Consider the following 23642-nt stretch of genomic DNA (forward strand, 5'->3'; position numbering starts at 1 on the left):
CCGGACAAGAAATTTGCTACACTTGAGGGTGTAAATCGCCGGCCGAGATGAAACTGAGCCTCAAGCGACTGTTCGGGAGATCGATGACCGGGGGATTGGACCTGGCCGAAGCGCCCACCCCGCCTTCGCCGCGATCAGCGGCGCGGAAGACGGCGCTCGTGTCTCTGGCACTCGTGCTTGCGATCGTGGGCACGCTTGCCGGCGGCTATTATTTCGCGATGCGGCCGGTGACGCTGAAGATCGCGGTCGGTCCCGCCAACAGCGATGACCTCAAGGTCGTGCAGGCGCTGACGCAGGCTTTCACTCAGAACAAAAGTCTTGTGCGGCTACGGCCGATCCAGACCGACGGCGCCACAGCCAGCGCCGAGGCGCTCGCGGAGGGCAAGGTTGATCTCGCCATCGTGCGCGGCGACGTCGACGTGCCGAAGAACGCGCAGGCGGTCGCGACCCTGCGCAAGAACGTCGTGGCGCTGTGGTCCGTGCCCGGCAAGGGCAAGAAGAAGGGCGCGAAGATCACCAAGATCGCGCAGCTCGCCGGCCATCGGGTCGGAGTGATCGGCCGCACCCAGGCCAACGTCAATCTGCTCAAGGTGATCCTCCAGCAATACGGCGTCGATCCTGCCAAGGTCGAGGTCATACAGTTCCCCGCCAATGAAGCCGCCGAGGCGATCAAGGCCCAGAAGGCCGATGCCTATCTCGCAGCCGGCCCTGTCAACAGCAAGATCACGTCGGACGCGATCGCCGCCACTGCCAAGGAGGGCGGGACGCCGGTCTTCCTCGCGATCGATTCCGCGGATGCGATCGCGCAGAACCATCCGGTTTATGAAGCCTCGGAGATTCCGGCCGGCACCTATGGCGGCTCACCCGTTCGCCCCGACGACGAGGTCAAGACGATCAGCTTTTCACACCACATCGTGGCGCGCAAAGGCGTATCCGAAACCAACATCGCCGCGTTCACGCGCCAGCTTTTTGCCGTGCGCCAGCAACTGGTGACGGAATTCCCGCTGGCGGCGAAGATCGAAACACCCGACACCGACAAGGACGCGGTGATCCCGGTGCATCCCGGCGCGGCCGCCTTCGTCGACGGCGAGGAAAAGACCTTCCTCGACAGATACAGCGATTACATCTGGTGGACGCTGATGGCGCTCTCGGCCATGGGCTCGATCGGCGCCTGGTTTGCGGGCTATTTGAAGAAGGACGAGCGCGACAACAACAACCATCAGCGTGAACGTCTGCTCGACATGATCGCGGCGGCACGCAAGAGCGAGACGACCGAAGACCTCGACCAGATGCAGACCGAGGCCGACGACATCCTGCGCAATACACTGCGCTGCTTCGATCACGGCGCGATCGAGGAAGCCGCGCTCACCGCCTTCAACATCGCGCTCGACCAGTTCCACGCGGCCGTCGCCGATCGCAAGGCGGTGCTATTCAGCCTGCCGCAGAACCTGCAGCGCGCCGGCGCACAGTTCAGGGCCGCCGGCAGCGCGTAAAAGCTTCCGCGCGTAATCGCGGCGTCACATTGTCTCAATATAGCGTCGGACTTCACCGTGGCGGTCGCCTGAGCGATCGTCTCACGCGATATCGAGTCCGTCCCATGAACATCAAATTCTCCCGTCGCCGTTTCCTGACGACCAGTGCCGGCGCGCTTGGCGCGGTCGCAATGCCGCATCTCTCCCGCGCGGCCGACCGGCCGGCCGTGACCCATGGCGTGCAGTCGGGCGACGTCACCGTCGACGGTGGCGTGGTCTGGGCGCGCGCCGACCGTCCCGCGCAGATGCTGGTCGAAGTGGCGACGACGGAGTCGTTCAGGGATGCTCGCGCGCTGCCGCCGATCGCAGCGCTGCCCGAAAGCGATTTCACCGCGAAGATGCTGATCGAAAACCTGCCGGGCGGACAGGACATCTTTTATCGCGTCCGCTTCCGCGACCTTTCGCACACCGCGGTGGTGGGCGAACCGGTGACCGGCCGCTTCCGCACCGCGCCCGCCGACCGCCGCGACGTCAGCTTCGTCTGGGGCGGCGACGTCGCCGGCCAGGGCTGGGGCATCAACCCCGACGACGGCGGCATGTTCACCTTCTCGGCGATGCGCAAGCACCGTCCGGATTTCTTCCTGCACTCCGGCGACACCATCTATGCCGACGGTCCCATCCAGTCCGAGGTGAAGCTCGCCGACGGCAAGATCTGGAAGAACGTCACCATCCCCGAGAAGGCCAAGGTCGCCGAGACGCTGGACGAGTACCGCGCCGCGCACAAATACAATTTCACTGACGACAATCTTCGCGCCTTCAATGCCGAAGTCCCGATCTTCGTGCAGTGGGACGACCATGAGGTGACCAACAACTGGTCGCTTTCGAAGGAGCTGCCGGCGACCTACAAGGAGCGCGACATCGCACTGCTTGCGGCCCGCGCGGGCCGTGCCTTCCACGAGATGTATCCGATGCGCGAGAGCATCGTCGAGCCCGGCCGCGTCTATCGCCAGATCTCCTATGGTCCTCATCTCGACGTGTTCGTGCTCGACGAGCGCAGCTATCGCGGCCCGAACGGCCCCAACCTCGAAACCGCTTACGACCCGGCCAGCTATTTCCTCGGCCCCGACCAGATCGCCTGGCTCAAGCGCGGCCTGTTGAATTCGCGCGCGACCTGGAAAGTGATCGCCTCCGACATGCCGCTCAGCCTCGTCGTGTCAGATACGGCAAAGGGTGGATCGGAAGCCATTGCGCAGGGCGACGGCCCGGTGCGCGGCCGCGAGTTCGAGATCGCCGACATCCTGCGCTTCATCAAGATGGCGCCGGTCAGCAACACCGTATGGCTGACGGCGGACGTGCATTACGCCGCCGCGCACTATTACGATCCGAACAAGGCCCAATTCCAGGATTTCGAGCCGTTCTGGGAGTTCGTGTCGGGCCCGCTTCACGCAGGCACGTTCGGTCCGAACGCGCTCGACAATACATTTGGGCCGGAGGTGCGTTTCGTCAAGGCGCCGGGGAAAGACAACCAGAACCTGCCGCCGTCCGCCGGCATGCAGTTCTTCGGTCACGTCAAGATCGACGGCGCTTCCGGCCAGATGACGGTGACCTTGCGCGACCGCGCCGACGTCGCGCTGTGGTCGACCACGCTCGATCCGAAGCCGGCCTGACGCCGTATCGCTAGTCCGTCGCGCGGACCTGGAGCGCTGCCTCCAGCGCGTCGCTCGAACACGGCTTCTGCAGACGCGGCTGGCCGGCGAATTCCGGCGGGATGCGCGCGTCAGCGCCGTAGCCGGTGACGAAGACGAACGGAATTTTCAGGGCCGCGAGCCGTTCGGCGACCGCAAAACTGTTCTCGCGACTTAATCCCACGTCGAGCAAGGCGAATTCGGGGGCATGCGCCGCGATTGCGGTCAGCGCCTGCGCCACTGAACCTACCGTGCGCACGCTCTTCACGCCAAATCCGAGCAGGCGATCCTCGAAGTCGATCGCGATGATCGGATCGTCCTCGACGATGAGGACATCGGCGGGACAGTTTGAACCATCGGAAACAGCGGGTGCCATCATCGAAACTTGGAGCATGAGGTTTTCTCTGACTGGGATACCGGGTCACGACGCCTGTACCCAGCGCGAAGGGTTCCCGGAACGAAACCACCACATCACAGTTGTCAGGTCTGTCTACTTGTGCACACAGGACCTCGTCGGAACTCGCTAATGTGGAGGCGGATGGGAGTTTAAGATGGACGCGCGGACCAGCAACGCCACCGAGATCGATAGCCGGCCGACCAACAATCTGCTGCGGCGCTTGAGCCACGCCGACTACGCGCTGCTCGCACCGCACATTACCGTCGACACGGCCGGGGCGAGCGAGCTGCTCTACAATCCCGGCGACGACGTCCAGGTCGTCCATTTCCCCTGCGGACCATCGCTCGCGACTTTCCTCGTTCCCAATGAGGACGGCCGTGACGTCGAGACCATCCTGGTGGGCCGCGAAGGCGCAGTGGGCGGTATCGTCAGCGAGGGCTATCTGCCGGCCTATACCCGGATCTGCGTGAAATTCGGCGGACCGTTTGCGCGAATTCACGTCAGCAAGCTGGAGGCCGCCAAGCAGCGCTCGTCCTCGTTGCGCCATGTCTTCGCTCGCTACGCCGACTGCATGCTGGCGCAGATCTTCCAGTCCACCGCCTGCAACGCCATTCACTCGATCGAGCAGCGCACTGCCAAATGGATGCTGGCAGCGATGGAGCGGACCGGCGACGAGAGCAGCGTGCCCCTGACCCATGAACAGCTCGCGACACTGCTCGGTGTCGGCCGCAGCTATGCCAGCCGCGTGCTCCAGTCGTTCAAGGCGGAAGGTGTGCTCGACACCCGGCGCGGATCGATTCTGGTCCGTAACCGCGAGGGCCTGCGCCTGCGCGCCTGCCGGTGCAACGAGGCCGTGAAGATGCACTTCGAGGAAGTGCTGCGCGGCGTCTATCCGACCGAGGAGCGGCAAGCCGGCTAGCCGCCCGCCTCGCTCCTCTTCGGGGATAAGAAGCGGCCGCACTATCCCGCCAGGCGGGAACCTGGGCTAATGTCCCCGCATGAGCGGGGCTTTCCTTCACACTCTCTTCGACGTGGCAGCATGGCTGGCTGCGGCCGTGGCGCTGTACTGGCTGTCGCGACAGGGCTTGCAGTTTCCGACGCAATCCTTCGAAAGGTCCTACCTCGCCGCTTTGGTGTTCGGTGCAGGCCTCGGCGCCTATCTGTTCGGCTCCGCCAATCTGTGGCTGTCGGGCCAGAGCGGCATCGCGCGCTCCGTGGAAGGTGCGCTCGCCGGCGGCATCGTGGCGATCGAGCTCTACAAATGGTCCGCAGGGATCACCGTCCGAACGGGCGCCCGTTTTGCGCTGCCGCTGGCGATCGGCATCGCGATCGGCCGGCTTGGCTGCTATTTCGCGGGCCTCGACGATTTCACCTACGGCACGCCCACGGCATGGCCCTGGGGCCACGATTTCGGCGACGGCATCCTTAGGCATCCCGTGCAGCTCTACGAAAGCGTCGCTATGGGGGTGTTCGCGCTGCTCTACGTGCTGGCGGTCTTGAACCGGAGCGCGTTTGTGATCACCAATGGTTTCTACCTCGTCCTCGTCTACTATGGTGCACAGCGCTTCCTGTGGGAATTCCTCAAGCCCTACGGCACGCTGATCGGCCCCTTCACGCTGTTTCACCTGCTGTCGCTGTCCATCCTGCTCTACGCCGTCGTCATGCTGGCGACGGCGCCCAAAGCGAGACCCATGCATGAACGCGCCGTTGCGTAAGTCGCGCCCCTATATCTTCTGGGGCCAGACCCAATCTCTCTGCGAGACCTGCCTGAAGCTGGTGCCCGCTAAGATCCAGATCCTCGACAACGAGGTCTGGTACGAGAAGCGCTGCAAGGAGCATGGCGTCCAGTCCACGCTGGTGTCGACGGACGCAGCCTATTGGCGCCTGTGCAAGGATTTCATCAAGCCCGGCGACCGGCCGCTGGCCTTTCAACGGCACACCGAATTCGGCTGCCCCTATGATTGCGGCCTGTGCCCCGACCACGAGCAGCATTCCTGCTTGGCGCTGATCGAGATCACCGAGCATTGCAATCTGACCTGCCCGGTGTGCTTTGCCGATTCCTCGCCGGCGCGGACCAGCTTCACGCCGCTGGCCAAGGTCGAACGAATGCTGGACGCGTTGGTCGCGAGCGAAGGCGAGCCTGACCTGGTGCAGATCTCCGGCGGCGAGCCGACGCTGCATCCCGACTTCTTCGCGATCCTCGATGCGGTGCGCGCGCGCCCGATCCGCCATGTCATGATCAACACCAACGGCCTGCGTATCGCCCGCGAAAAGGATTTCGTGGCGCGGCTCGCCGAGAACAAGCGCGGGCTCGAGGTCTATCTCCAGTTCGACTCGCTCGAACGCGACGCTTTGATCAATCTGCGCGGCGCGGATTTGCGCAAGATCCGCCAGCAGGCGCTGGAAAATCTCGAGCATTACGGCGTGTCGACCACGCTGGTCGCGACCATCAAGCGCGGCGTCAACGATGCCGAGATCGGCGACATCGTTCGCCACGCGCTGACCTGGAAATGCGTGCGCGGCGTCACGCTGCAGCCGGTGCAGGATGCCGGCCGCAACGAGAATTTCGACAAGAACACCGACCGCATCATGCTGTCGGAGATTCGCAAGCGCGTGGTCGAAACCGGCGTATTCGGCGACAAGGACATGATCCCGCTGCCCTGCAACCCCGAAAGCATCTCGATCGGTTACGGCCTGCGCAACGGCGAGAAAGTGCTGCCGCTGACCTCGCTGATCCCACAGGAGCAGCTCGTCGCATTGTTGCCCAATACGATAAGCCCGGAGAAGCATCCGGCGCTGAGGGAGAAATTCATCGACCTGTTTTCGCTGTCCTCGGGACCGCTGAACACGAGCGAGCGCGTCTGCGAATTGCTGTGCTGCCTGCCGAGCTTCGAGGTGCCGCAGGGCATCACTTACGAGAACGTATTCCGCGTCACCATCGTGCAATTTCTCGACCGCTTCAATTTCTGCGTCGGCAACGTCAAGCGCAGCTGCATCCATTTCGTCACCGAGAACGGCGCGATCATCCCGTTCGACACCTACAATCTGTTCTACCGGAACGGAAAGATCGACGGCATCCGCGCCGAACTGGCGGCGCAGTCAACCGAAGGAGCCCTGCAGGCATGAGCATCAGCGACACGCCTTCACCAGCCCCGCCGGGACCCCCTCCTGCCCCGCCGAACAAGCGCAGCGGTTGCCTGACCGCGCTCATGGCGATCTTCGGGATCATCCTGCTGCTGCCCGGCGCCTGTGCACTCCTGTTCGGCGGAATATCCATATCCGACAGAGGCCGGATCGATTCCGACGTCGCGCCCCTGGTGTTCCTGGGCCTGGTCGTGGGGCTGGGCGGGGTCGCCCTGATCTGGGCCGCCATCAAGGGCCGGCGCGGCTGAGCCCGGCTTTTTGCCTAACCCCCGGGAATCTCCGGACAAAATTCAATCAACCAACGGCCAAAGAACACATTGTTTTTTGGCCGTTTTTGCCTATATTGCGCCGCAACGCGTAGGGTGCCCGGTCGATATGCCGGGCTTTCCCTTTTGGGCGGAAAGCGCCCCGTTTCCAGTCTTCAAGCGTTGTTTCGAGAAGAGGTCCCGGTCTGACCGGCGAGATCGCGCTTAACCCATTGTCCGACCGCAAAGAAGCTCACTCATGAACCTTCGCAACATCGCCATCATCGCCCACGTCGACCACGGCAAGACAACGCTCGTCGACCGCCTTCTCCAGCAATCCGGCACCTATCGCGAGAACCAGAAGGTGACCGAGCGCGCCATGGACTCCAACGATCTGGAGCGCGAGCGCGGCATCACCATTCTGGCCAAGGCGGCCTCGGTGCAGTGGAAGGACACTCGCATCAACATCGTCGACACCCCCGGCCACGCCGATTTCGGCGGTGAGGTCGAGCGCATCCTCAACATGGTGGACGGCGCGCTGGTGCTGGTCGACGCCGCCGAAGGCCCGCTGCCGCAGACCAAATTCGTGGTCTCCAAGGCGCTCAAGGTCGGTTTGAAGCCGATCGTCGTGATCAACAAGGTTGACCGTCCCGACGCGCGGGCGACCGAAGTCATCAACGAGGTGTTCGATCTGTTCGCGGCGCTCGACGCCAGCGAGGAGCAGCTCGACTTCCCGATCCTCTACGGGTCGGCCAAGCAAGGCTGGATGGCCGAGAGCCCGGACGGGTCGCACGAAGCCGGCATGCAGCCGCTGTTCGACCTGATCGTGCGCCATGTCGCGCCGCCGACGGTCGAGGAAGGCCCGTTCCGCATGATCGGCACCATTCTGGAAGCCAATCCCTATCTCGGCCGCATCATCACCGGCCGCATCTCTTCCGGTTCGATCAAGCCGAACCAGGCCGTGAAGGTGCTGGGCGCCGACGGCAAGACCATCGAGACCGGCCGCATCACCAAGATCCTTGCCTTCCGCGGCATCGAGCGCACCCCGCTCGACGAAGCCGAGGCAGGCGACATCGTTGCGATCGCCGGCCTGACCAAGGGCACCGTCGCCGACACCTTCTGCGATCCGTCGGTCGATACCCCGCTCGTGGCGCAGCCGATCGACCCGCCGACCGTGTCGATGTCCTTCATCGTCAACAACTCGCCGCTCGCCGGCACCGAAGGCGACAAGGTGACCAGCCGCATGATCCGCGACCGCCTGTTGCGCGAGTCCGAGGGCAACGTCGCGCTGCGTGTAGTCGAAGCCTCGGACAAGGACGCGATGGAAGTCTCGGGCCGCGGCGAATTGCAGCTCGCGATCCTGATCGAGACCATGCGCCGCGAAGGCTTCGAGCTTTCGGTGTCGCGTCCGCGCGTCGTGCTGCAGAAGGACGAGGCCACCGGCGCCACCCTGGAGCCGATCGAGGAAGTCGTCATCGACGTCGACGAGGAGCATTCCGGCGTCGTCGTGCAGAAGATGAGCGAGCGCAAGTCCGAGCTGATCGAGATGAAGCCGTCCGGCGGCAACCGTTTGCGCCTGGTGTTCTACGCGCCGACCCGCGGCCTGATCGGCTATCAGGGCGAACTGCTCACCGACACGCGCGGCACCGCGATCATGAACCGCCTGTTCCACGGCTACGCGCCCTACAAGGGTGAGATCCAGGGCCGCCGCAACGGCGTGCTGATCTCCAACGACCAGGGCGAAGCGGTGGCTTACGCGATGTTCAAGCTGGAAGATCGCGGCCCGATGATGATCGAGCCGGGCTGGAAGGTCTACAAGGGCATGATCGTCGGCGAGCATACCCGCGACAACGATCTCGAGATCAACGTGCTCAAGGGCAAGCAGCTCACCAACATCCGCACCACGTCGAAGGATGAAGCGGTGCGCCTGACCCCGCCGATCCGCATGACGCTCGAAAAGGCGCTGGCCTATATCGAGGACGACGAGCTGGTCGAGATCACGCCGAAGTCGATCCGCCTGCGCAAGCGGCATCTCGATCCGAACGAGCGCAAGCGCGCGGAAAAGTCCAAGGAAGCGGTGGCTTAAGCTACCGCTCGCAACTCTGTCATGCCCCGGCTCGACCGGGGCATCCAGTACGCCGCGGCTCATCGGTTCGACCACAAATGTCTCTGGAATACTGGATCACCCGCCTGCGCGGGTGATGACGGCTGTGCTTGGGGCGGCTTCAGCACTCTTCGCGAACGTGCTAGAGCCCGCGCATGAGTTCCCTTCCCTCATCCGTTGACGTCGCGATCATCGGTGCGGGCGCCGCCGGCCTCGGCGCGGCGCATGCACTGGCAGGCTCCGGCCTCTCCGTGATCGTGCTCGAGGCGCGTAACAGGCTCGGCGGCAGGGCCTGGACGGTGCAGGCCTCGCCCGACGTCACCTTCGACGTCGGCTGCGGGTGGCTGCACTCGGCAGACAACAACTCCTTTGTCGCGGTTGCAAAGCAGCTCGATTTCGAGGTCAACAAGGACCTCCCGCCCTGGCGCGACCGCGCCTATGGCAATGCGTTTCCGAAAGCCGAGCGCGATGATTTCATGCGCGCAATGGACGCCTTCTATGAGCGGCTGTGGAAGGCCGCCCTGAAGGGCAAGGACGTCCCCGCGAGCTTGAGCCTGGAGCCCGGCAATCGCTGGAATCCCATGATCGACGCGATCTCGACCTACATCAACGGTTGCGAACTGAAGGACATGTCGACGCTGGACTGGGACGCCTATGAGGACAGTGACCTCAACTGGCGCGTCCGCCGCGGCTATGGCGCTCTGATCGCGGCCTATGGCGCGCCATGCCCGATTGCGCTGAACTGCAACGTCACGCTGATCGATCATTCCGGCCAGCGCATCCGCATCGAGACATCGCAGGGCACGCTGACCGCGGACAAGGTGATCGTCACCGTGCCGACCAATCTTATCGCCAATGAGGCCATCCGCTTCTCGCCACCTCTCCCCGCCAAGGTCGATGCCGCGGCCGGCCTGCCGCTCGGGGTCGACGACAAGGTGACGCTGGCGCTCGAGGACGCCGAAGCCTTCCCGAAGGAAGGTAATTTGCGCGGCGCCACGATGCGCACCGACATGGGCACCTATCATATCCGCCCGTTCGGCCAGCCTTGCATCGAAGGCTTTTTCGGCGGCAGCTTTGCACGCGAACTGGAAGACGCGGGCGACGGCGCCATTGCCGCGCAAAGCATCGAGGAGATCGCAGGCTTGCTCGGCAACGACATCAGGCGAAAGCTGAAGCCGCTCTGCGAGTCGCGCTGGGCGCACGACCCGTTCGCGAGAGGCTCCTACTCGCACGCGCTGCCGGGCCACGCCGGCGACCGCGCCATACTGGCAGCGCCGGTGGACGGACGGCTGTTCTTTGCGGGAGAGGCGACATCGCCGAACTTTTTCTCGACGGCGCACGGGGCAAGGGACAGCGGCGAACGGGCGGCACAGGAAGTGCTGGAAGTTCTGGGCACACCGTAACCACACACGCCGTCATTGCGAGCGCAGCGAAGCAATCCAGAATCTTTCCGCAGCGGCAGCCTGGATTGCTTCGCTGCGCTCGCAATGACGAATTACTCGATCACCCGCGCCCGCAAGTCGGCATCCGGTACGAAGCACGAATCATACTTGCCGAAGATGCGGTAGCGGTTGCGCGCGACGAGGTTGTAGAGCGGGTCCCGTAGCGGCTTGGGCATGGCGAACAACGCGCGCACCCAGCCCCAGCCGCGGAGCTGCGACAGCACCGTCAGCGCAGCGTCCGACTTCATGAACACCTCGCCACCATGAATCACAGCATTGGTGTCGGGATCATCCGGATCGATACCGAACGTGCGCGCGAGCCGGGCGCCATAGTCGGACTGGATCGGAGTGAAGCGAAACCTCTTCCCCGTGTCGCGCGCGGCGACGAAGCGGACCCAGCGCGAGCAAAAAATGCAGACGCCGTCGAACAGGATCACGTCGTCGTCAGGCCATTTGGGCATCAGCGATTGTCCAGCATCAAAAGCGAGACAAGCATCAGCACGACCGCCGGCCCAGTCTTCACCAATGCGCCGAGCGGCTCGATCCAGAGGTCCGGCGTCAGGATCGCGGCACCAAACATATAGCCCAGCGAAGCCAGGATGCCCCCAACGAGTCCGATCGCAGCGGTGCGACGGACGGCAATCAGCACGCCAAGGCTCATATCCATCAGGCTGGTGCCGATGGTGATGGGATCGACCAGCGCCGACGGAAAATTGTGCGCAGTCAGTATCCCGGCGGCGGCGCGATAGGACACGAACAACGCGATGAAGCCGGAGACGATCCAGAACGCGACCAAACTGGCGAAGATCAGCGCCTTGACTAAGAACAGCCGCGCGAACCATTTGTCCTGGATGGTGGCGGGATGGCGCCCCATCGCCTCCGTCAACGTCTTCGGCACGATGCCCGTGGCGGCGATCCATGCCGAGGGATCGCCGCTCACGCCGCGGCGCAGCTCGGCGATGGCCGTGGAGCGCATCGGCGGCATCCAGCCAAGATAGTTGGCGACGTCGCCGCCTTTCGCGCCGAGATCGAGCATGAAGGACGGCATCGCGACGCGCAACCAGCCGGCCGTGCCGAACGCGATACGAAACTGCTCGATGACGCCAGCCATTGTGATCGCTTCGACCTGCATCAGGTCCCAGTTCACGGCCTTCACCGATGCGTCATCGATATCGCGCGCGGCAAGCCAGGCAATGGTGGCGGAAATATCCTCGACAGCAACGGGCTGGAACGGCGTCGCCATCTCCTTCTCCGGCAGGTCGAGCGGAAAGGCCGCAAGCGCGCGGAGCATCGCACTGCCGCCATAGGCCGACGGCGCGACCACGAAACCGGGCCGCAGGATGGCGTGGGGAAGGCCGGAAGCCGCGATCAAACGTTCGGCCTCACGCTTCGTTGTTGCGAACGCGGTTCGATCCTCGCCCGCGGTCCCGGGAATCGAGATGTGCACCAACCGGATCGCACGGCCGCTGCCGCCAATCGCCTGAAGCAATCGTGCGACGAGATCCCGATGCACCGCGTTGGTGTCGCTGCCGGGTCCGTCCTGGAGCACACCGAGGCAGTTCACGACGACATCGACCGCGTACTCGCCGAGGAGGTGCGCCAGCGCGGCTACCTCGAGCGAGAGGATCGGCAGCTCGATGTCCAGCGTGCTCATCTTCTGGGCGGGCGACAGGCTGCGCGCCACCCCGATCACGCGAAGTCCCTGCGCGCGAAGATCGTCGGTGACATAGCGACCGATCAGGCCTGAGGCGCCGAGCACGAGAATGGTTCGCTGGCTCATGACCCTCCTCAAAACGGTTTTGCGATCATCAGCCAGAGGATCAGCATCGTGGCCCCGAAGCCGGGGAAACCGAACGCGAACCAGCGGCGAAACAGGACGAAATAGCGCTCCGGAAGCGCGCCACGCTGCTCGGCGGCCTTCCGCGCGAGGTCGCGCATCTCGATCTGCATGAAGATCACGGGGATCCAGAACAAGCCAGCAATTGCATAGAGCGCAAGGGAGGCGAGCAGCCAGCGCTCGGCGACCGATGTTGCCGAGAGCATCATCAGCAGGCCGCCCGTGACCGGCTGGAGGATCACGGCGGACAACGTGAAGATCGCGTCGGCGATCACGACTACCGAAGCGGTGCGCGCGATGAACGCCACGTCGTTCGTGCGATGTGCCATCAGCATGAAGAAGGCAATACCGGTTCCGGTGCCGAGGATGACCATGGCTCCGAGCACATGCAGATATTTGATGAGGAAATACAGCGTCATGGCTTCTTGGTCACCACGGCTTGGGCAGGTTCAACCCACGCGCAAGCTCGGCACTCGCAGCTTTGACGCCGGCCTCGGTTTCGATCATCCAGTGGCCCTCGCTACCGACGGCCGGCGTCGTGCGGAAGTCGACCTTGCCACCGCCACCGCGAAACGCATCGACCAACGCAAGCGAAAATGCCGGTGCAAAGTAGCTGTCATTGGCGGCAACGAGCCACGTGATGGGGATGCGCGCGGCCTTGCCGAATTCAGCCGCCGCGGCGAGAAGCGTATGCGGCGCGCAGATCCGGTTCGGCTCGTCATTGGCATGGCCGCCGCGGCCCGGCGCAATGGCGATGATGGCGGAGACCGCCTTCGGATCGGCATTCGCGAGCGCCAGCGCGCCCCAACCGCCGGCGGAATGGCCGATCACGATTGCTGCGTCGTTGCGGATAAAATCCTGCTTTCGCACATATTCCAGCGCGAGCGCGATTTCGTAGGCCGTTGCGCGGCCCGAGCGCACATAGTCCGCCTCGTCGCAGCCACCCTGGTCCTCGACATAACGGCCGCCTGTTACGCCATGGCCGAGCCGTTCCGGCACCAGCACGGCGAAGCCGCGCGCGATGAGGAACGCAGCGAGCGCGCGGTATTCCGGCTGAGACATTTGCGCGCGCCGCAACCCATTTTGCGTCGAAGCATGCGCGATCACCGCAAGCCGGAACGGACCGGCACCCGGCGGGCGAAACAGCAAGGCATGAGCGGCGATGTCGGTATCCGGCGACGGCACGTGCCATTGCTGACGGCGAAACGGATCGCCCTCCGCTCCGGACGAACCAAAAATGACCTGAGCGCACACAGGCCGCGCAGTCAGCAAGGCCAACAGAGCCAGGAGCACGAGAATGTTGAGGAGCCGCATGAATGGCCGGAGGCGAGAACAGCGACAGTTAGACTAGTAGGAACGAATCAATATCGGCAGACTTTCTGCGTTGCCATTGCCGTTCATTCGTTGCCGCAAAGCAGTTTTGCACCGACGCAGAGCACCCCGGTGCCGTTCGAATCGGCGTCTTGTCTTTTTTCGGTACAACATGGTTCAAATACTGATGCAGAAAGTCCACAGGTTAACCGATAATTAAGGATAGGTCTTGCCGCCGGCGCGGCGACTTGGTTTGATCACGTCCATGAGCACAACCCTGATCGAGGTCCGGCCGGCCAAAGCCGCAGATGCAACTGCGGTGGCGTCCACCCATGACGAAGCCTGGCGCTCCGCCTATCAGGGCATCATTCCCGGCGCCGAACTGGAAAAGCTAATCAACCGCCGCGGTCCGCAATGGTGGGACAGCGCGATCCGCAAGGGCAGCCGCGTCAGCGTGCTGGTGTTCGGCGACAAGATCGCGGGCTACGCCAATTACGGCCGCAACCGCGCCCGCAGCCTGCATTTCGACGGCGAGGTCTACGAGCTCTATCTGCGTCCCGAATTCCAGGGGCTGGGCTTCGGCCGCCGCCTGTTCACCGCGGCTCGCCGCGACCTGATGCAGAGCGGCCTGAAGAGCATGGTGGTGTGGGCGCTCTCGGACAACGATCCGGCCACCGAGTTCTACCGCGCCTTGGGCGGCCGCATGGTGGCACGCTCCTCGGAGCGTTTCGGGCCGAAGTCGCTCGACAAGGTTGCCTTCGCTTGGACCAATTGAGCTGCTGAAGTCCGGCCGGCAGCATTTCCCTTCCGTCGATACCGCTGCCTTTTGAGCCGGTGATCGCCGGATTCATTATTTCACAAAAACGCGATGGATCAGCGGGCCAAGCCCGCGTATGACAGCGCCAAAATCGCTGCCGGGTGCGATTTAACCTCGGCAACAACGGAGCCTTGAATGCGTATCGATGCGATCTCGATCGGGAAAAACGTCCCCCACGACATCAACGTCATCATCGAAGTCCCCGTGGGCGGCGAACCGATCAAATACGAGATGGACAAGGAAGCCGGCACGCTGGTGGTCGACCGCTTCCTCTACACTCCGATGCGTTACCCCGGAAACTACGGCTTCATTCCGCACACGCTGTCCGATGACGGCGATCCCTGCGACGTCCTCATCATCAACACCCGCGCCATTATCCCAGGCGCGGTCATGAGCGTGCGCCCGGTCGGCGTGCTGTTCATGGAAGACGAAGCCGGTGGCGACGAGAAGATCTTGGCGGTGCCCTCGTCCAAGCTCACCCAGCGCTACGACAAGGTGAAATCGTATTCCGACCTGCCGGACATCACGCTCCAGCAGATCCAGCACTTCTTCGAGCACTACAAGGATCTCGAACCCGGCAAGTGGGTGAAGATCCTGCGCTGGGGCGGCCCCGAGGATGCGCACAAGCTGATCCTCGAAGGCATCGATCGCGAGAAGAAGAAGAACGGGTGAGTTTTCGTGCCACCGGACGCAGCGCACCGTGAAACGATGCGCTGCTGAGCCGGGGCCAGTACTGCGGTGCCATGCGTCCCGGCTCAGCGTCGCGTCATTTCATGCCGCGCCGCGTCTGGGACACGAGAGTGGCGTTACACCGCCGGTTTCGGCAGCCTTGCAATCGCGCAGGCCGCGCGCAACGTGTTCACCAGCAGACAGGCGACTGTCATCTGACCGACGCCGCCCGGCACCGGCGTGATCGCGCCAGCCACTGCGAGCGCTTCCTGATAGGCAACATCGCCGACGAGACGCGTCTTGCCGTCGTCCTTCGGGATCCGGTTGATGCCGACGTCGATCACGGTCGCCCCCGGCTTCAGCCAGTCGCCGCGCACCATCTCGGACTTTCCGACCGCGGCGTAGACGAGGTCTGCGCGCTTGACGAGCCCGGGCAGGTCGCGCGAGCGCGAATGCGCGATGGTCACCGTGGCGTTCTCGTTCAGCAACAGCTGCACCAGCGGGCGGCCGACCAGGTTGGAGCGGCCGATGACGATGGCGTTCATGCCTTCGAGCGAGGCATGCACGCTCTTGGTCAAAATGATGCAGCCGAGCGGCGTGCAGGGCGACAGCGCCTCGAAACCACCGGCGAGACGGCCGGCATTGTTCGGATGCAGCCCGTCGACATCCTTGGCGGGGTCGATGGCATTGACGACGGTCTCGGTGTCGAGGCCCTTGGGCAGCGGCAGTTGCACCAGAATACCGTGCACGGCGGGATCGCGGTTGAGTTTTGCGACCAGCGCCAGGAGATCTGCTTGCGAGACGTCGGCCGGCAGCTTGTGCTCGAACGAGGCCATGCCGGCGGCCTGGGTCTGGGTGTGTTTCGAGCGGACATAGACCTCGCTCGCCGGGTCGCTGCCGACCAGGACCACCGCGAGGCCCGGTACCAGATTGTGCTCGCGTTTGACGCGTGCGACCTCGTCCGCGACGCGGGCGCGAAGTTCCGCGGCGATGACTTTTCCGTCGATGATCTTGGCGGTCATGTCAGTTCCCTCAGTCCGTCGATTTGGCTGATGCGAGCTGGCGCAGGGCTTCGCCGAGCCGCGCCGGATCGCCGTCGACCGCGATCTGCTTCAGCCGCGAGGTCGCTCCCGACAGGAGTTTGACGCTGGCCTTGGGCACGCCCAGCGATTTCGCCAGCAGCACCAGAACGGCCTTGTTGGCCTCGCCGCCATCGGCGATGGCGCGCACCCGTACCTTGAGCACGCTGCGGCCATCGGAGAGCTGCTCGATCCCGTCGATGTCGTCACGGCCGCCGCGCGGCGTTACCCGCAGCGCGATGCTGATTCCTGCGGCCCCGTAACGCCAAGGTTCCTTGATGACAAGGTTCTTTGGCAACCCGGGGCGCTCCAGCCTGCTTAGATCACGTTCGGGTAGATGTAATACAGGATCACCCGCTCGATGAACATGATGAGCAGGATCAGGATGATCGGCGAGATGTCTAGGCCGCCGAGGCTGGGCAGGAAATTGCGAATCGGCGCCAGGACCGGCTCCGTGATTCGGTACAGGAACTCCGCCACCGCCGACACGAACTGGTTGCGGGTATTTACGACGTTGAAGGCGATCAGCCAGGACAGGATCGCGGACGCGATCAGCAGCCAGACGTAGAGGTCGAGCACGATGATGACGATGTCGAGAACGGCACGCATGGCTTTTAAAAACTCTGGCTTCGGTCGGGATTGACGTCTTTTGCTAGATATCGGTTCCCCCCGGCCCAAACAAGGGAAGTCGGTGCCGGGATGGCTAAAACCGGGTTACAGCCGTCCTTGACTTGACCTTGGCGGGGACTTAAATGGCGCCCGGTTGTCGGCCGCATTGACCAGAGCGGCCTACAAAAGGGGCCATAGCTCAGCTGGGAGAGCGCGTCGTTCGCAATGACGAGGTCGGCGGTTCGATCCCGCCTGGCTCCACCAGCCTTCGCTCGCTTCGCGAGTTTCGGCTCGGCAAGCCCGTAAGGTCTCTCGCAGCGAAGTAAGCGAAGGCTGCCGCGGCGTAGCCCGAAGGGCGAAGCCGGGCTCCATCCGCCCCCCTACTTCCCAGTAAATCTCGGCGGCCGCTTCTCCATGAAGCTTGCGACCCCCTCCCGGAAATCGCTGCCGTTCAGCGCCACCATCATGTCCCGGTTGGCCGCGATCGTCGCCTCCGCCAGCGTCTGGAACGGCACCTCGTAGAGCTGCCGCTTGATCACGGCCATCGCGCTCGGCGAGACGAAATCGGCGAGGTCGCGCGCATAGGCATAGGTCTCCTCGCGGAGTTTTTCCGGCGAGCAGAGCCGGTTGACCAGCCCGATCCGCAGCGCCTCGTCACTCGAAACGCGCCGCGCCGAGAGCAACAGATCCATCGCGTTGGCGTGGCCGACGATTCGCGGCAGCATCCAGCTGATGCCGTGCTCTGCGATCAATCCGCGCCGCGCGAAGGCTGTCGTGAACACCGTGTTGTCGACGGCAAAGCGCAGGTCGCAATAGAGCGCGTGGACGAGGCCGATGCCGGCGGTCGCGCCGTTGAGCATGGCGATGACGGGCTTTCCGATCGACGGATAGAAGCCATAGCGCGTCTGCCAGTCGGGCCGCCGGTTCATGTCGAAGGGCGGCAGGTTCGACGCGCGCCTGACATCATCGGGATCGAGCCCCTTCAATGCGTCCATGTCGGCACCGGCGCAAAAGGCACGGCCCGCGCCGGTGATCACGATGACGCGGACATTGTCATCGGCGCTCGATGCTTCCATCGCATGGCGCACGTCGCGCTCCATGATCGGCGTCCACGCATTCATGCGGTCGGGACGGTTGAGCGTGATGGTCGCGACCTTGTCGCTGACCTCATAGAGAATGTGTTCGTAGGCCATGGCGCTCTCCCTTTGCTTGCCGGCACGCGTTCGCGCGCGCTCGTTGACAATGAGCCTAGCATACAAACGGATGAGAAGAGCTTGCGCTAAGGCGCGATCACTCGGCTGCTTGCGCCAGAACCGGTCGGCGCGTCAGCCAGCCGTCCATGAAGTGATCGAGCCAGGCGCGTTCGGCGGCATCGTAGACGGCACGATCCGCGAAATGATGATGCCGCTGCCGCGCGCCGGGCGCGCTGAGGCCGTCATAGCCGCGCGTGGTCCAGCAATGCATCATCGCGTAGGTCACGTCAGGATGGAACTGCACGCCGAAAGCGTTGCCGGTGCGGAACGCCTGCACCGGAAAATCATCGCCTTCCGCAAGCAGTTCAGTGCCGACCGGCAGTTCGAAACCTTCGCGATGCCAGTGATAGACCCGCGCCGGCCAATTCGGGCAGAGCCGGTGTCCCGCTTCTGTCGGGCGGATCGGGTAGTAGCCGATCTGGGTCAGCGCATCGGCATGCGGCGCGACGCGAGCTCCTAATTGCCTTGCGAGCATCTGGGCGCCGAGGCAGATGCCCAGGAACGGCCGCTGTTCGCGGAGCGGAATTTCGATCCAGTCGATCTCGCGGCGGATGTAGTCGTCTGGATCGTTGGCGCTCATGGGACCGCCGAAGACGACCGCGCCGGCATGCTGGTCGAGGGTCTCGGGCAGCGGATCGCCGAAGCGGGGACGGCGGATGTCGAGGCGATGGCCGAGCGCGCGCAGCGCATTGCCGACGCGGCCGGGTGTCGAGGATTCCTGATGCAGGATGATCAGAACCGGCAACCGGGTTTCGGAGGCGGCGACGTTCGGCGTCCTTCTGGGGAAGGGCACCACTTCTGCGCCACCAAACCTGTTCGTCCGGAACGACATGGTCTCTGCGAGTGCTATCGGTTCAGACTGCCAGCATAACTAAGCGATCGTTAATTTCGTGTGAGTTTGCGCACACACACGCCGATAGAAAGCAAGCTCCGGGCCACGACCGACCGAGAGCTCTCTTTAGTGTCTTTGCCTCTGAAACCGGCTGGTAGCCGACAGGATGAAGCCGCGCGGGAAGAAGCGCAGCGCAAATGGCACGATCTTGATGCCCAGACCAGGGAGCACTGCCCGCTTGTTGGCCATCAGGCCGCGATAGGCCTGCCGTGCGACATCGGCGGCAGGAACATTGAGAAGGGCCGTATCATGGCCGGACCCAACGCCGGCGCGCGCCTGGAATTCGGTGGGCACCGGGCCCGGGCAAAGGACGGTGACGCGAACGCCGTGCGGTGCAAGCTCCGCCCGCAAGGCCTCGGTGAAGGAAATGACATAGGCTTTGGACGCGTAGTAGACGGCCATGCCGGGTCCGGGCAGAAAGCCGGCGACCGATCCGACGTTGAGAAGACCGCCCTTGTTCTTGATGAGCTGATCGGCAAAGCGCAGCGACAGATCCGTCAGGGCCCGGACATTGACATCGACGATGCCGAGCTGCTCGACGCGGTCTCGCTCGATTGCGTCACCGAATACGCCGAAGCCGGCATTGTTGACGAGATTGTCGAGCTCGACGCCTTCGGCGACGAGTGCGGCCGCGATCTTCTCGCCGGCATCCGCATCCTCGAGATCGCAGGCGATCACGATCGGCTTCTTGCCGCCCTTGGCGGCGAGCTCGTTCGCGAGCGCCTCGAGCCGGTCCGCGCGTCGCGCCGTCAGCGCAAGACGATGTCCGTTCGCGGCGAACACACGCGCCAACTCCGTGCCGATGCCCGCCGAGGCACCGGTGATCAAGGTTACCCGCTCAGTCACGATCGAGATCTCTTCAATTGAAGTTTTTTGGCCCCGCAATGCTGGAACGAGAGCATAGGCCGAGCGCGACAGGCAAGCGGCGCTGGCAGCATGGCCACTTGAGCCGGTGACAGGGGGCGCAAAACCCCGGGATTTTACCGACGAATCCGGAGTCGAGACGGCGGGGGGCTACATTAAAGTTTCGTCATGTGTCGCCACAACCGTCAATTGGTTGTGCTGACGAGATCACCCACCGAGTGCGCTGTCCTTGACCTGACCACCGGCACGATCTGCGACCGCGTGCTTCAGGTCGATCCGGTCGCGCTGGGCGATCCCGAGCAGATCGGAGGCGCGCCAGACCACATTATCCTCGAACTCGGTGACCTGGCCGTCGGCGTAGACCAGCTCCCACATCATCTGGACGACCCGCTTGCGGCCCTCTTCGTCGAGCGAGCGCATCATGATGCTGGTGAAGTGATAGAGGTCGACCGCCTCGCCCTCGACCTCCGTCGCATCCGCGATCAGGCGATCGGCAGTGCCGCGATCGAGCCCGAAGTGGCTTTCGATCAGGCTATGCAATTTGCGCTGCTCGGCAGCCGTCGGCTGGCCGTCCAGCGAGATCACGTGAACCAGCAGCGCGGTCGCCGCCAGCCGGTAATCACTGTCACCGAATGCGCGCTCCTGGGCATGGGGAGCAACAATGTCGGCGATGAATTGGCGCAGGCCGTCGAGCATAAGGTCCTACCGAAATCGATGAAGCCGCGGAGCGCGGCCGCTACCAGCATTATATGAGCAGGAAACTCAACCGGCGCAACATGCGTCAGTTCCGCGCGACGCATTACGTTTCGGCAATCTGGAGCGTTGCCGGGCTGACGACGAAGGTTTGGCGCGAACCTGCCTCCGCCGTCATTGCGAGCGCAGCGAAGCAATCCAGGATCTTTCCGCGATGACAGTCTGGATTGCTTCGTCGCAAGTGCTCCTCGCAATGACGCAGACCATGGTGATCGCCGCCCCTCACGGTATCTCGTACACCACCATCTTGTCGGCGATGCCGCGCAGTGCGGCCTGCTTCTGGATCGGCCTGATCTCGCGCTGCTTGAGGACTTCGGCGACCGCCGGTGCATCCAGCACCGGGCCGGTGATGTGGATCTCCTGCGCGGTCGAGAGGCTCTGCACGCGGGCGGCGATGTTGACGGTCTGGCCGAAATAATCCTGCCGCTCGTTCAGCATCACCGCGAGACACGGACCCTCGTGGATGCCGATCTTCACGATCAGATCGGCAGTGCCGCGCTTTTTGTTGAGCTCGTCCATCGCCGCGCGCATCCGCAAACCCGCTGCGATCGCATGCTCGGGACGGACGAAGGTCGCCATCACGGCGTCGCCGATGGTCTTCACCACCGCGCCTTTCTCGGAGGAGATGATCTCGAGCAGCGCATGGAAATGCGCGCGCACGAGGTCGAAGGCGACGAGATCGCCGACGCGCTCATAGAGCGCGGTCGAGCCCTTCAGATCGGTGAACAGGAAGGTCAGCGAGGTGATCTGGAGCCGCTGGTCGAGACTGAGATTGTCCGCCTTGAAGACGTCGCGAAACGTCTGGTTCGACAGCATCCGCTTGGCGGTAAGAAACGGTTTGCGCTTGCCGATGAGGTGATGGAGTGCCTCGGCCGCGATGAACACCGACGGCAGCACGCGCACGCCGGCCTGGTTTTCCAGCGACAGCCGCAGCGGGCCCGGCCGCATGGTCGTGGTTCCCGTCGGCGCCTGCACCTTGTTGTACATGATGGCGAGCTGCTGACGGTCCTTGGTCGGCTCGCCCTGCACGTCGATGAAATGGGCGGCGTGCGTCACCGGTTCGAAGATGATGATGAAGTCGTTCGGCAGTTGCAGCGACATGGTCGCCTTCTCGCCCGCCGGCAGCTCCATCGTATCCAGCGTCACCTCGTTGGCGAGCGTCGCAAACGATTCCTTGTTGAAGTCGACGCCGGAGCTCCAGAACACCTGCTTGAAATACTCCCACACCGGCAGCGTATCGGGATCATGCGCCGCAATGCGCCGGACACGTGAATTGACGGTGAAGGAGACTTCGACCTGATCGTCGACCGAGGTCTTGTAGCCGCAGGCGCAGAGCGCGCAGTGATACTCATCTGGCTTGAGCGCCTTGAGGGTCGAATGCGCGCCCAGCACGCCGCCGCAGCCCGGGCACAACACGTTCCAACCGAGATCGAACAGGCCGAGCCGCGCCGAATGCAGGAACGCCGAGATCACGCGCTCTTCGTCGAGATTGTGCTCTCTGGAGAAGTCCAGGACATTGACGCGGTTGAGCTCGTGATCCTCACCGTCTTCGATGAGGCGCGTGATCGCGTCGACCACTTTCGCATCGGCGGTCTGCTTCAGAACGGAAAACTGGGCCTGGATGTCGCTCATGGCGTAACTCTATCTGGTGTGGATCACGCCGTCGGCCAGGCGAATGCCTGTCACCGACGCGTGATGCGGAACAGCGGTGAACGGTCCGGCTGGGTCGTGACGACGCCGAGCGGAATGACAGGGCTGGTATCGGCAAGCTGGACACGGAACGCGCCGATCAGCCGGGCCAGCGCCAGCACGGATTCGGCTTGCGCGAATGGTGCGCCGATGCACACGCGCGGACCCGCGCCAAAGGGCAGATAGGCAAACCGATCGGGCGCTTCCGTCGACATGAAGCGTTTTGGAATGAACGCGTTCGGCTGATCCCACAGTTTCTCGTGCCGGTGCAGCAGCCACGGCGCGATCATGATGATGTCGCCCTTGCCGATCTCGACGCCGGCCGCGTTGTCCTTCTCGCGCGCGGCCCGGGCGATCAGGAAGGCCGGCGGATAAAGCCGCATGGTCTCCTCGATCGCGGCGCGGGTGAACTTCTGGCGATCGATGTCGGCCATGCTGTCGAGGTGTTCGCCACGGGTCTCGGAGGCGATTTCTTCCTGCGTGTCCGGGTCGAGCGCGAGCAGATAGAGCGCCCAGAATAGCGCGGTCGCCGTGGTCTCGTGGCCCGCGAGGATCATGGTCGCGACTTCGTCGACGAGTTGCTCGTCCGAAAAGCCCTTGCCGGTCTCAGGATCGCGCGCCTCGTCCATGAGATCGAACAGATCGCGCGGCGGCGCGCCGTCCTTTTTGCCCATCTCACGCCGCTCGGCGATCAGCATCGCGACGAATTCGGTCCAGCGCTTGCGGAAACGGGCGCGGGCAAAATCCATCGGGCTCGGCCAGGACAGGGGCAGCACCATGTCGAGCAAGTACGGCCGTCCGAGTCGGGCTCCATACTCCATGACGAAGTTGCGCAAGGTCGGACCATGACGGTCCATGCCGAACGAGAACATGGTGCGTCCGGCGATCTCCAGCGTCATCCGCTGCATGATCTCGCGCAGATCGACCGGCTCGCTCGTTTGCGCGTCGAGCTTCGCGATGGTCTCGTCGAGCACCGCCGTCATGTGCGGAACGAGATTTGCGGTCGCACGCGGCGTGAACGCCGGCGCGAGGGTGCGGCGCTGAAACGTCCACGAATGGCCTTCCGCAATCAGAAGACCGTCGCCGAGCACGGGACGAAGCATGCGGATGCCCGCCGGGGTGCGCGAATAATTCTCGTAATTGCTGAGCAGGACATGCCGGATCGCATCCGGCCGGTTCAGGATAAAACTGTTGCGGAAGAAAAAGCGGCCCTCGATGACGTCTTCCTCGTAGGCGCGCTGCCCCCAGGTCGCGATCATGTTCCGCTTGATCACGGCAAGCCGGCCGAGGAACGACATGTCGTCGGGCGCACGCGGCGGGGTCGGAGGGACGATGGGCCGACGCACGCTGGCGATGTTCATGGCTCGCTCCCGCAGAGGT

The 23642-nt window shown here is 63.8% G+C and carries 24 protein-coding genes and 1 tRNA gene; 11 read left to right on the forward strand and 14 right to left on the reverse strand.

Annotated features, from left to right (window positions below):
- Window positions 1-47 precede the first annotated feature (47 nt).
- Both IVA75_RS10720 and IVA75_RS10725 read left to right on the forward strand, forming a co-directional pair.
- Window positions 48-1493, forward strand: coding sequence for a TAXI family TRAP transporter solute-binding subunit (locus tag IVA75_RS10720; RefSeq protein WP_027566335.1), 1446 nt, complete (start codon window positions 48-50; stop codon window positions 1491-1493).
- A 104-nt stretch (window positions 1494-1597) separates the two neighbouring features.
- On the forward strand, window positions 1598-3139 hold the full coding sequence (locus IVA75_RS10725; protein ID WP_247284968.1) for an alkaline phosphatase D family protein: 1542 nt from the start codon (window positions 1598-1600) through the stop codon (window positions 3137-3139).
- A gap of 10 nt (window positions 3140-3149) precedes the next feature.
- Here the strand turns inward: IVA75_RS10725 and IVA75_RS10730 are convergent, their stop codons facing one another.
- Window positions 3150-3551, reverse strand: coding sequence for a response regulator (locus IVA75_RS10730; RefSeq protein WP_247284969.1), 402 nt, complete (start codon window positions 3549-3551; stop codon window positions 3150-3152).
- A gap of 157 nt (window positions 3552-3708) precedes the next feature.
- On the opposite strand from IVA75_RS10730, the gene IVA75_RS10735 reads away from it, so the two are divergent.
- The 6 genes from IVA75_RS10735 to IVA75_RS10760 all read left to right on the forward strand — a co-directional run bounded on the left by IVA75_RS10735 (window position 3709) and on the right by IVA75_RS10760 (window position 10450).
- Window positions 3709-4473, forward strand: coding sequence for a Crp/Fnr family transcriptional regulator (locus tag IVA75_RS10735; RefSeq protein ID WP_027566332.1), 765 nt, complete (start codon window positions 3709-3711; stop codon window positions 4471-4473).
- Window positions 4474-4552: 79 nt separating this feature from the next.
- On the forward strand, window positions 4553-5269 hold the full coding sequence (locus tag IVA75_RS10740) for a prolipoprotein diacylglyceryl transferase family protein (RefSeq protein ID WP_247284970.1): 717 nt from the start codon (window positions 4553-4555) through the stop codon (window positions 5267-5269).
- The gene (locus tag IVA75_RS10745) at window positions 5250-6680 is read left to right on the forward strand and encodes a radical SAM protein (RefSeq protein WP_027566330.1); all 1431 of its coding nucleotides are present in this window, start codon (window positions 5250-5252) and stop codon (window positions 6678-6680) included. The genes IVA75_RS10740 and IVA75_RS10745 overlap by 20 nt, the downstream gene beginning before the upstream one ends.
- Window positions 6677-6946, forward strand: coding sequence for a hypothetical protein (locus IVA75_RS10750; RefSeq protein ID WP_027514926.1), 270 nt, complete (start codon window positions 6677-6679; stop codon window positions 6944-6946). Before IVA75_RS10745 ends, IVA75_RS10750 begins: the two co-directional genes overlap by 4 nt.
- A 256-nt stretch (window positions 6947-7202) precedes the next feature.
- On the forward strand, window positions 7203-9029 hold the full coding sequence (gene typA, locus IVA75_RS10755) for a translational GTPase TypA (protein ID WP_007598731.1): 1827 nt from the start codon (window positions 7203-7205) through the stop codon (window positions 9027-9029).
- A gap of 173 nt (window positions 9030-9202) precedes the next feature.
- The gene (locus IVA75_RS10760) at window positions 9203-10450 is read left to right on the forward strand and encodes an NAD(P)/FAD-dependent oxidoreductase (RefSeq protein WP_247284971.1); all 1248 of its coding nucleotides are present in this window, start codon (window positions 9203-9205) and stop codon (window positions 10448-10450) included.
- Between the two features lie 92 nt (window positions 10451-10542).
- Here IVA75_RS10760 and IVA75_RS10765 read toward each other — a convergent pair whose 3' ends face one another.
- The 4 genes from IVA75_RS10765 to IVA75_RS10780 are packed head-to-tail and all read right to left on the reverse strand — an operon-like array spanning window position 10543 to window position 13640.
- Window positions 10543-10950, reverse strand: a complete 408-nt coding sequence (locus IVA75_RS10765; protein ID WP_247284972.1) for a DCC1-like thiol-disulfide oxidoreductase family protein — start codon at window positions 10948-10950, stop codon at window positions 10543-10545.
- Window positions 10950-12269 carry an SDR family oxidoreductase gene (locus tag IVA75_RS10770; protein ID WP_247284973.1) on the reverse strand — a complete coding sequence of 440 codons (1320 nt, stop codon included), beginning with the start codon at window positions 12267-12269 and terminating at the stop codon, window positions 10950-10952. Before IVA75_RS10770 ends, IVA75_RS10765 begins: the two co-directional genes overlap by 1 nt.
- An 8-nt stretch (window positions 12270-12277) precedes the next feature.
- The gene (locus IVA75_RS10775) at window positions 12278-12745 is read right to left on the reverse strand and encodes a DUF2269 domain-containing protein (RefSeq protein WP_247284974.1); all 468 of its coding nucleotides are present in this window, start codon (window positions 12743-12745) and stop codon (window positions 12278-12280) included.
- A 10-nt stretch (window positions 12746-12755) separates the two neighbouring features.
- Complete coding sequence (locus IVA75_RS10780) at window positions 12756-13640, reverse strand: alpha/beta fold hydrolase (RefSeq protein WP_247284975.1); 885 nt, start codon at window positions 13638-13640, stop codon at window positions 12756-12758.
- A 262-nt stretch (window positions 13641-13902) separates the two neighbouring features.
- On the opposite strand from IVA75_RS10780, the gene IVA75_RS10785 reads away from it, so the two are divergent.
- Both IVA75_RS10785 and ppa read left to right on the forward strand, forming a co-directional pair.
- Window positions 13903-14412: a GNAT family N-acetyltransferase gene (locus tag IVA75_RS10785; RefSeq protein WP_007598725.1), complete on the forward strand. Its 510-nt coding sequence runs from the start codon at window positions 13903-13905 to the stop codon at window positions 14410-14412.
- Between the two features lie 177 nt (window positions 14413-14589).
- Complete coding sequence (gene ppa, locus IVA75_RS10790; protein WP_027566324.1) at window positions 14590-15126, forward strand: inorganic diphosphatase; 537 nt, start codon at window positions 14590-14592, stop codon at window positions 15124-15126.
- Between the two features lie 134 nt (window positions 15127-15260).
- On the opposite strand, the gene folD is transcribed toward ppa, so the two are convergent.
- Genes folD through IVA75_RS10805 form a run of 3 tightly spaced genes read right to left on the reverse strand, consistent with a single transcriptional unit; the run spans window position 15261 to window position 16811 of the window.
- The gene (gene folD / locus IVA75_RS10795; protein WP_247284976.1) at window positions 15261-16145 is read right to left on the reverse strand and encodes a bifunctional methylenetetrahydrofolate dehydrogenase/methenyltetrahydrofolate cyclohydrolase FolD; all 885 of its coding nucleotides are present in this window, start codon (window positions 16143-16145) and stop codon (window positions 15261-15263) included.
- 10 nt (window positions 16146-16155) lie between these two features.
- Window positions 16156-16500: a DUF167 domain-containing protein gene (locus IVA75_RS10800; RefSeq protein WP_027566322.1), complete on the reverse strand. Its 345-nt coding sequence runs from the start codon at window positions 16498-16500 to the stop codon at window positions 16156-16158.
- Window positions 16501-16520: 20 nt separating this feature from the next.
- Window positions 16521-16811, reverse strand: a complete 291-nt coding sequence (locus IVA75_RS10805) for a YggT family protein (RefSeq protein WP_007598721.1) — start codon at window positions 16809-16811, stop codon at window positions 16521-16523.
- A gap of 188 nt (window positions 16812-16999) precedes the next feature.
- On the opposite strand from IVA75_RS10805, the gene IVA75_RS10810 reads away from it, so the two are divergent.
- A tRNA-Ala gene (locus IVA75_RS10810) sits at window positions 17000-17075 on the forward strand.
- Between the two features lie 116 nt (window positions 17076-17191).
- Here IVA75_RS10810 and IVA75_RS10815 read toward each other — a convergent pair.
- The 6 genes from IVA75_RS10815 to IVA75_RS10840 all read right to left on the reverse strand — a co-directional run bounded on the left by IVA75_RS10815 (window position 17192) and on the right by IVA75_RS10840 (window position 23623).
- Window positions 17192-18004 carry an enoyl-CoA hydratase gene (locus IVA75_RS10815; RefSeq protein WP_027566321.1) on the reverse strand — a complete coding sequence of 271 codons (813 nt, stop codon included), beginning with the start codon at window positions 18002-18004 and terminating at the stop codon, window positions 17192-17194.
- Window positions 18005-18101: 97 nt separating this feature from the next.
- Window positions 18102-18896: a glutamine amidotransferase gene (locus IVA75_RS10820; RefSeq protein ID WP_247284977.1), complete on the reverse strand. Its 795-nt coding sequence runs from the start codon at window positions 18894-18896 to the stop codon at window positions 18102-18104.
- A gap of 126 nt (window positions 18897-19022) precedes the next feature.
- Window positions 19023-19802 carry an SDR family oxidoreductase gene (locus tag IVA75_RS10825; RefSeq protein WP_247284978.1) on the reverse strand — a complete coding sequence of 260 codons (780 nt, stop codon included), beginning with the start codon at window positions 19800-19802 and terminating at the stop codon, window positions 19023-19025.
- A 225-nt stretch (window positions 19803-20027) separates the two neighbouring features.
- The gene (locus IVA75_RS10830) at window positions 20028-20516 is read right to left on the reverse strand and encodes a TerB family tellurite resistance protein (protein WP_247284979.1); all 489 of its coding nucleotides are present in this window, start codon (window positions 20514-20516) and stop codon (window positions 20028-20030) included.
- A 279-nt stretch (window positions 20517-20795) separates the two neighbouring features.
- Window positions 20796-22205: an adenylate/guanylate cyclase domain-containing protein gene (locus IVA75_RS10835; protein WP_027566317.1), complete on the reverse strand. Its 1410-nt coding sequence runs from the start codon at window positions 22203-22205 to the stop codon at window positions 20796-20798.
- Window positions 22206-22255: 50 nt separating this feature from the next.
- The gene (locus IVA75_RS10840) at window positions 22256-23623 is read right to left on the reverse strand and encodes a cytochrome P450 (protein WP_247284980.1); all 1368 of its coding nucleotides are present in this window, start codon (window positions 23621-23623) and stop codon (window positions 22256-22258) included.
- Window positions 23624-23642 lie beyond the last annotated feature (19 nt).

This window comes from Bradyrhizobium sp. 134, from assembly GCF_023074155.1.
Taxonomy (GTDB): domain Bacteria; phylum Pseudomonadota; class Alphaproteobacteria; order Rhizobiales; family Xanthobacteraceae; genus Bradyrhizobium.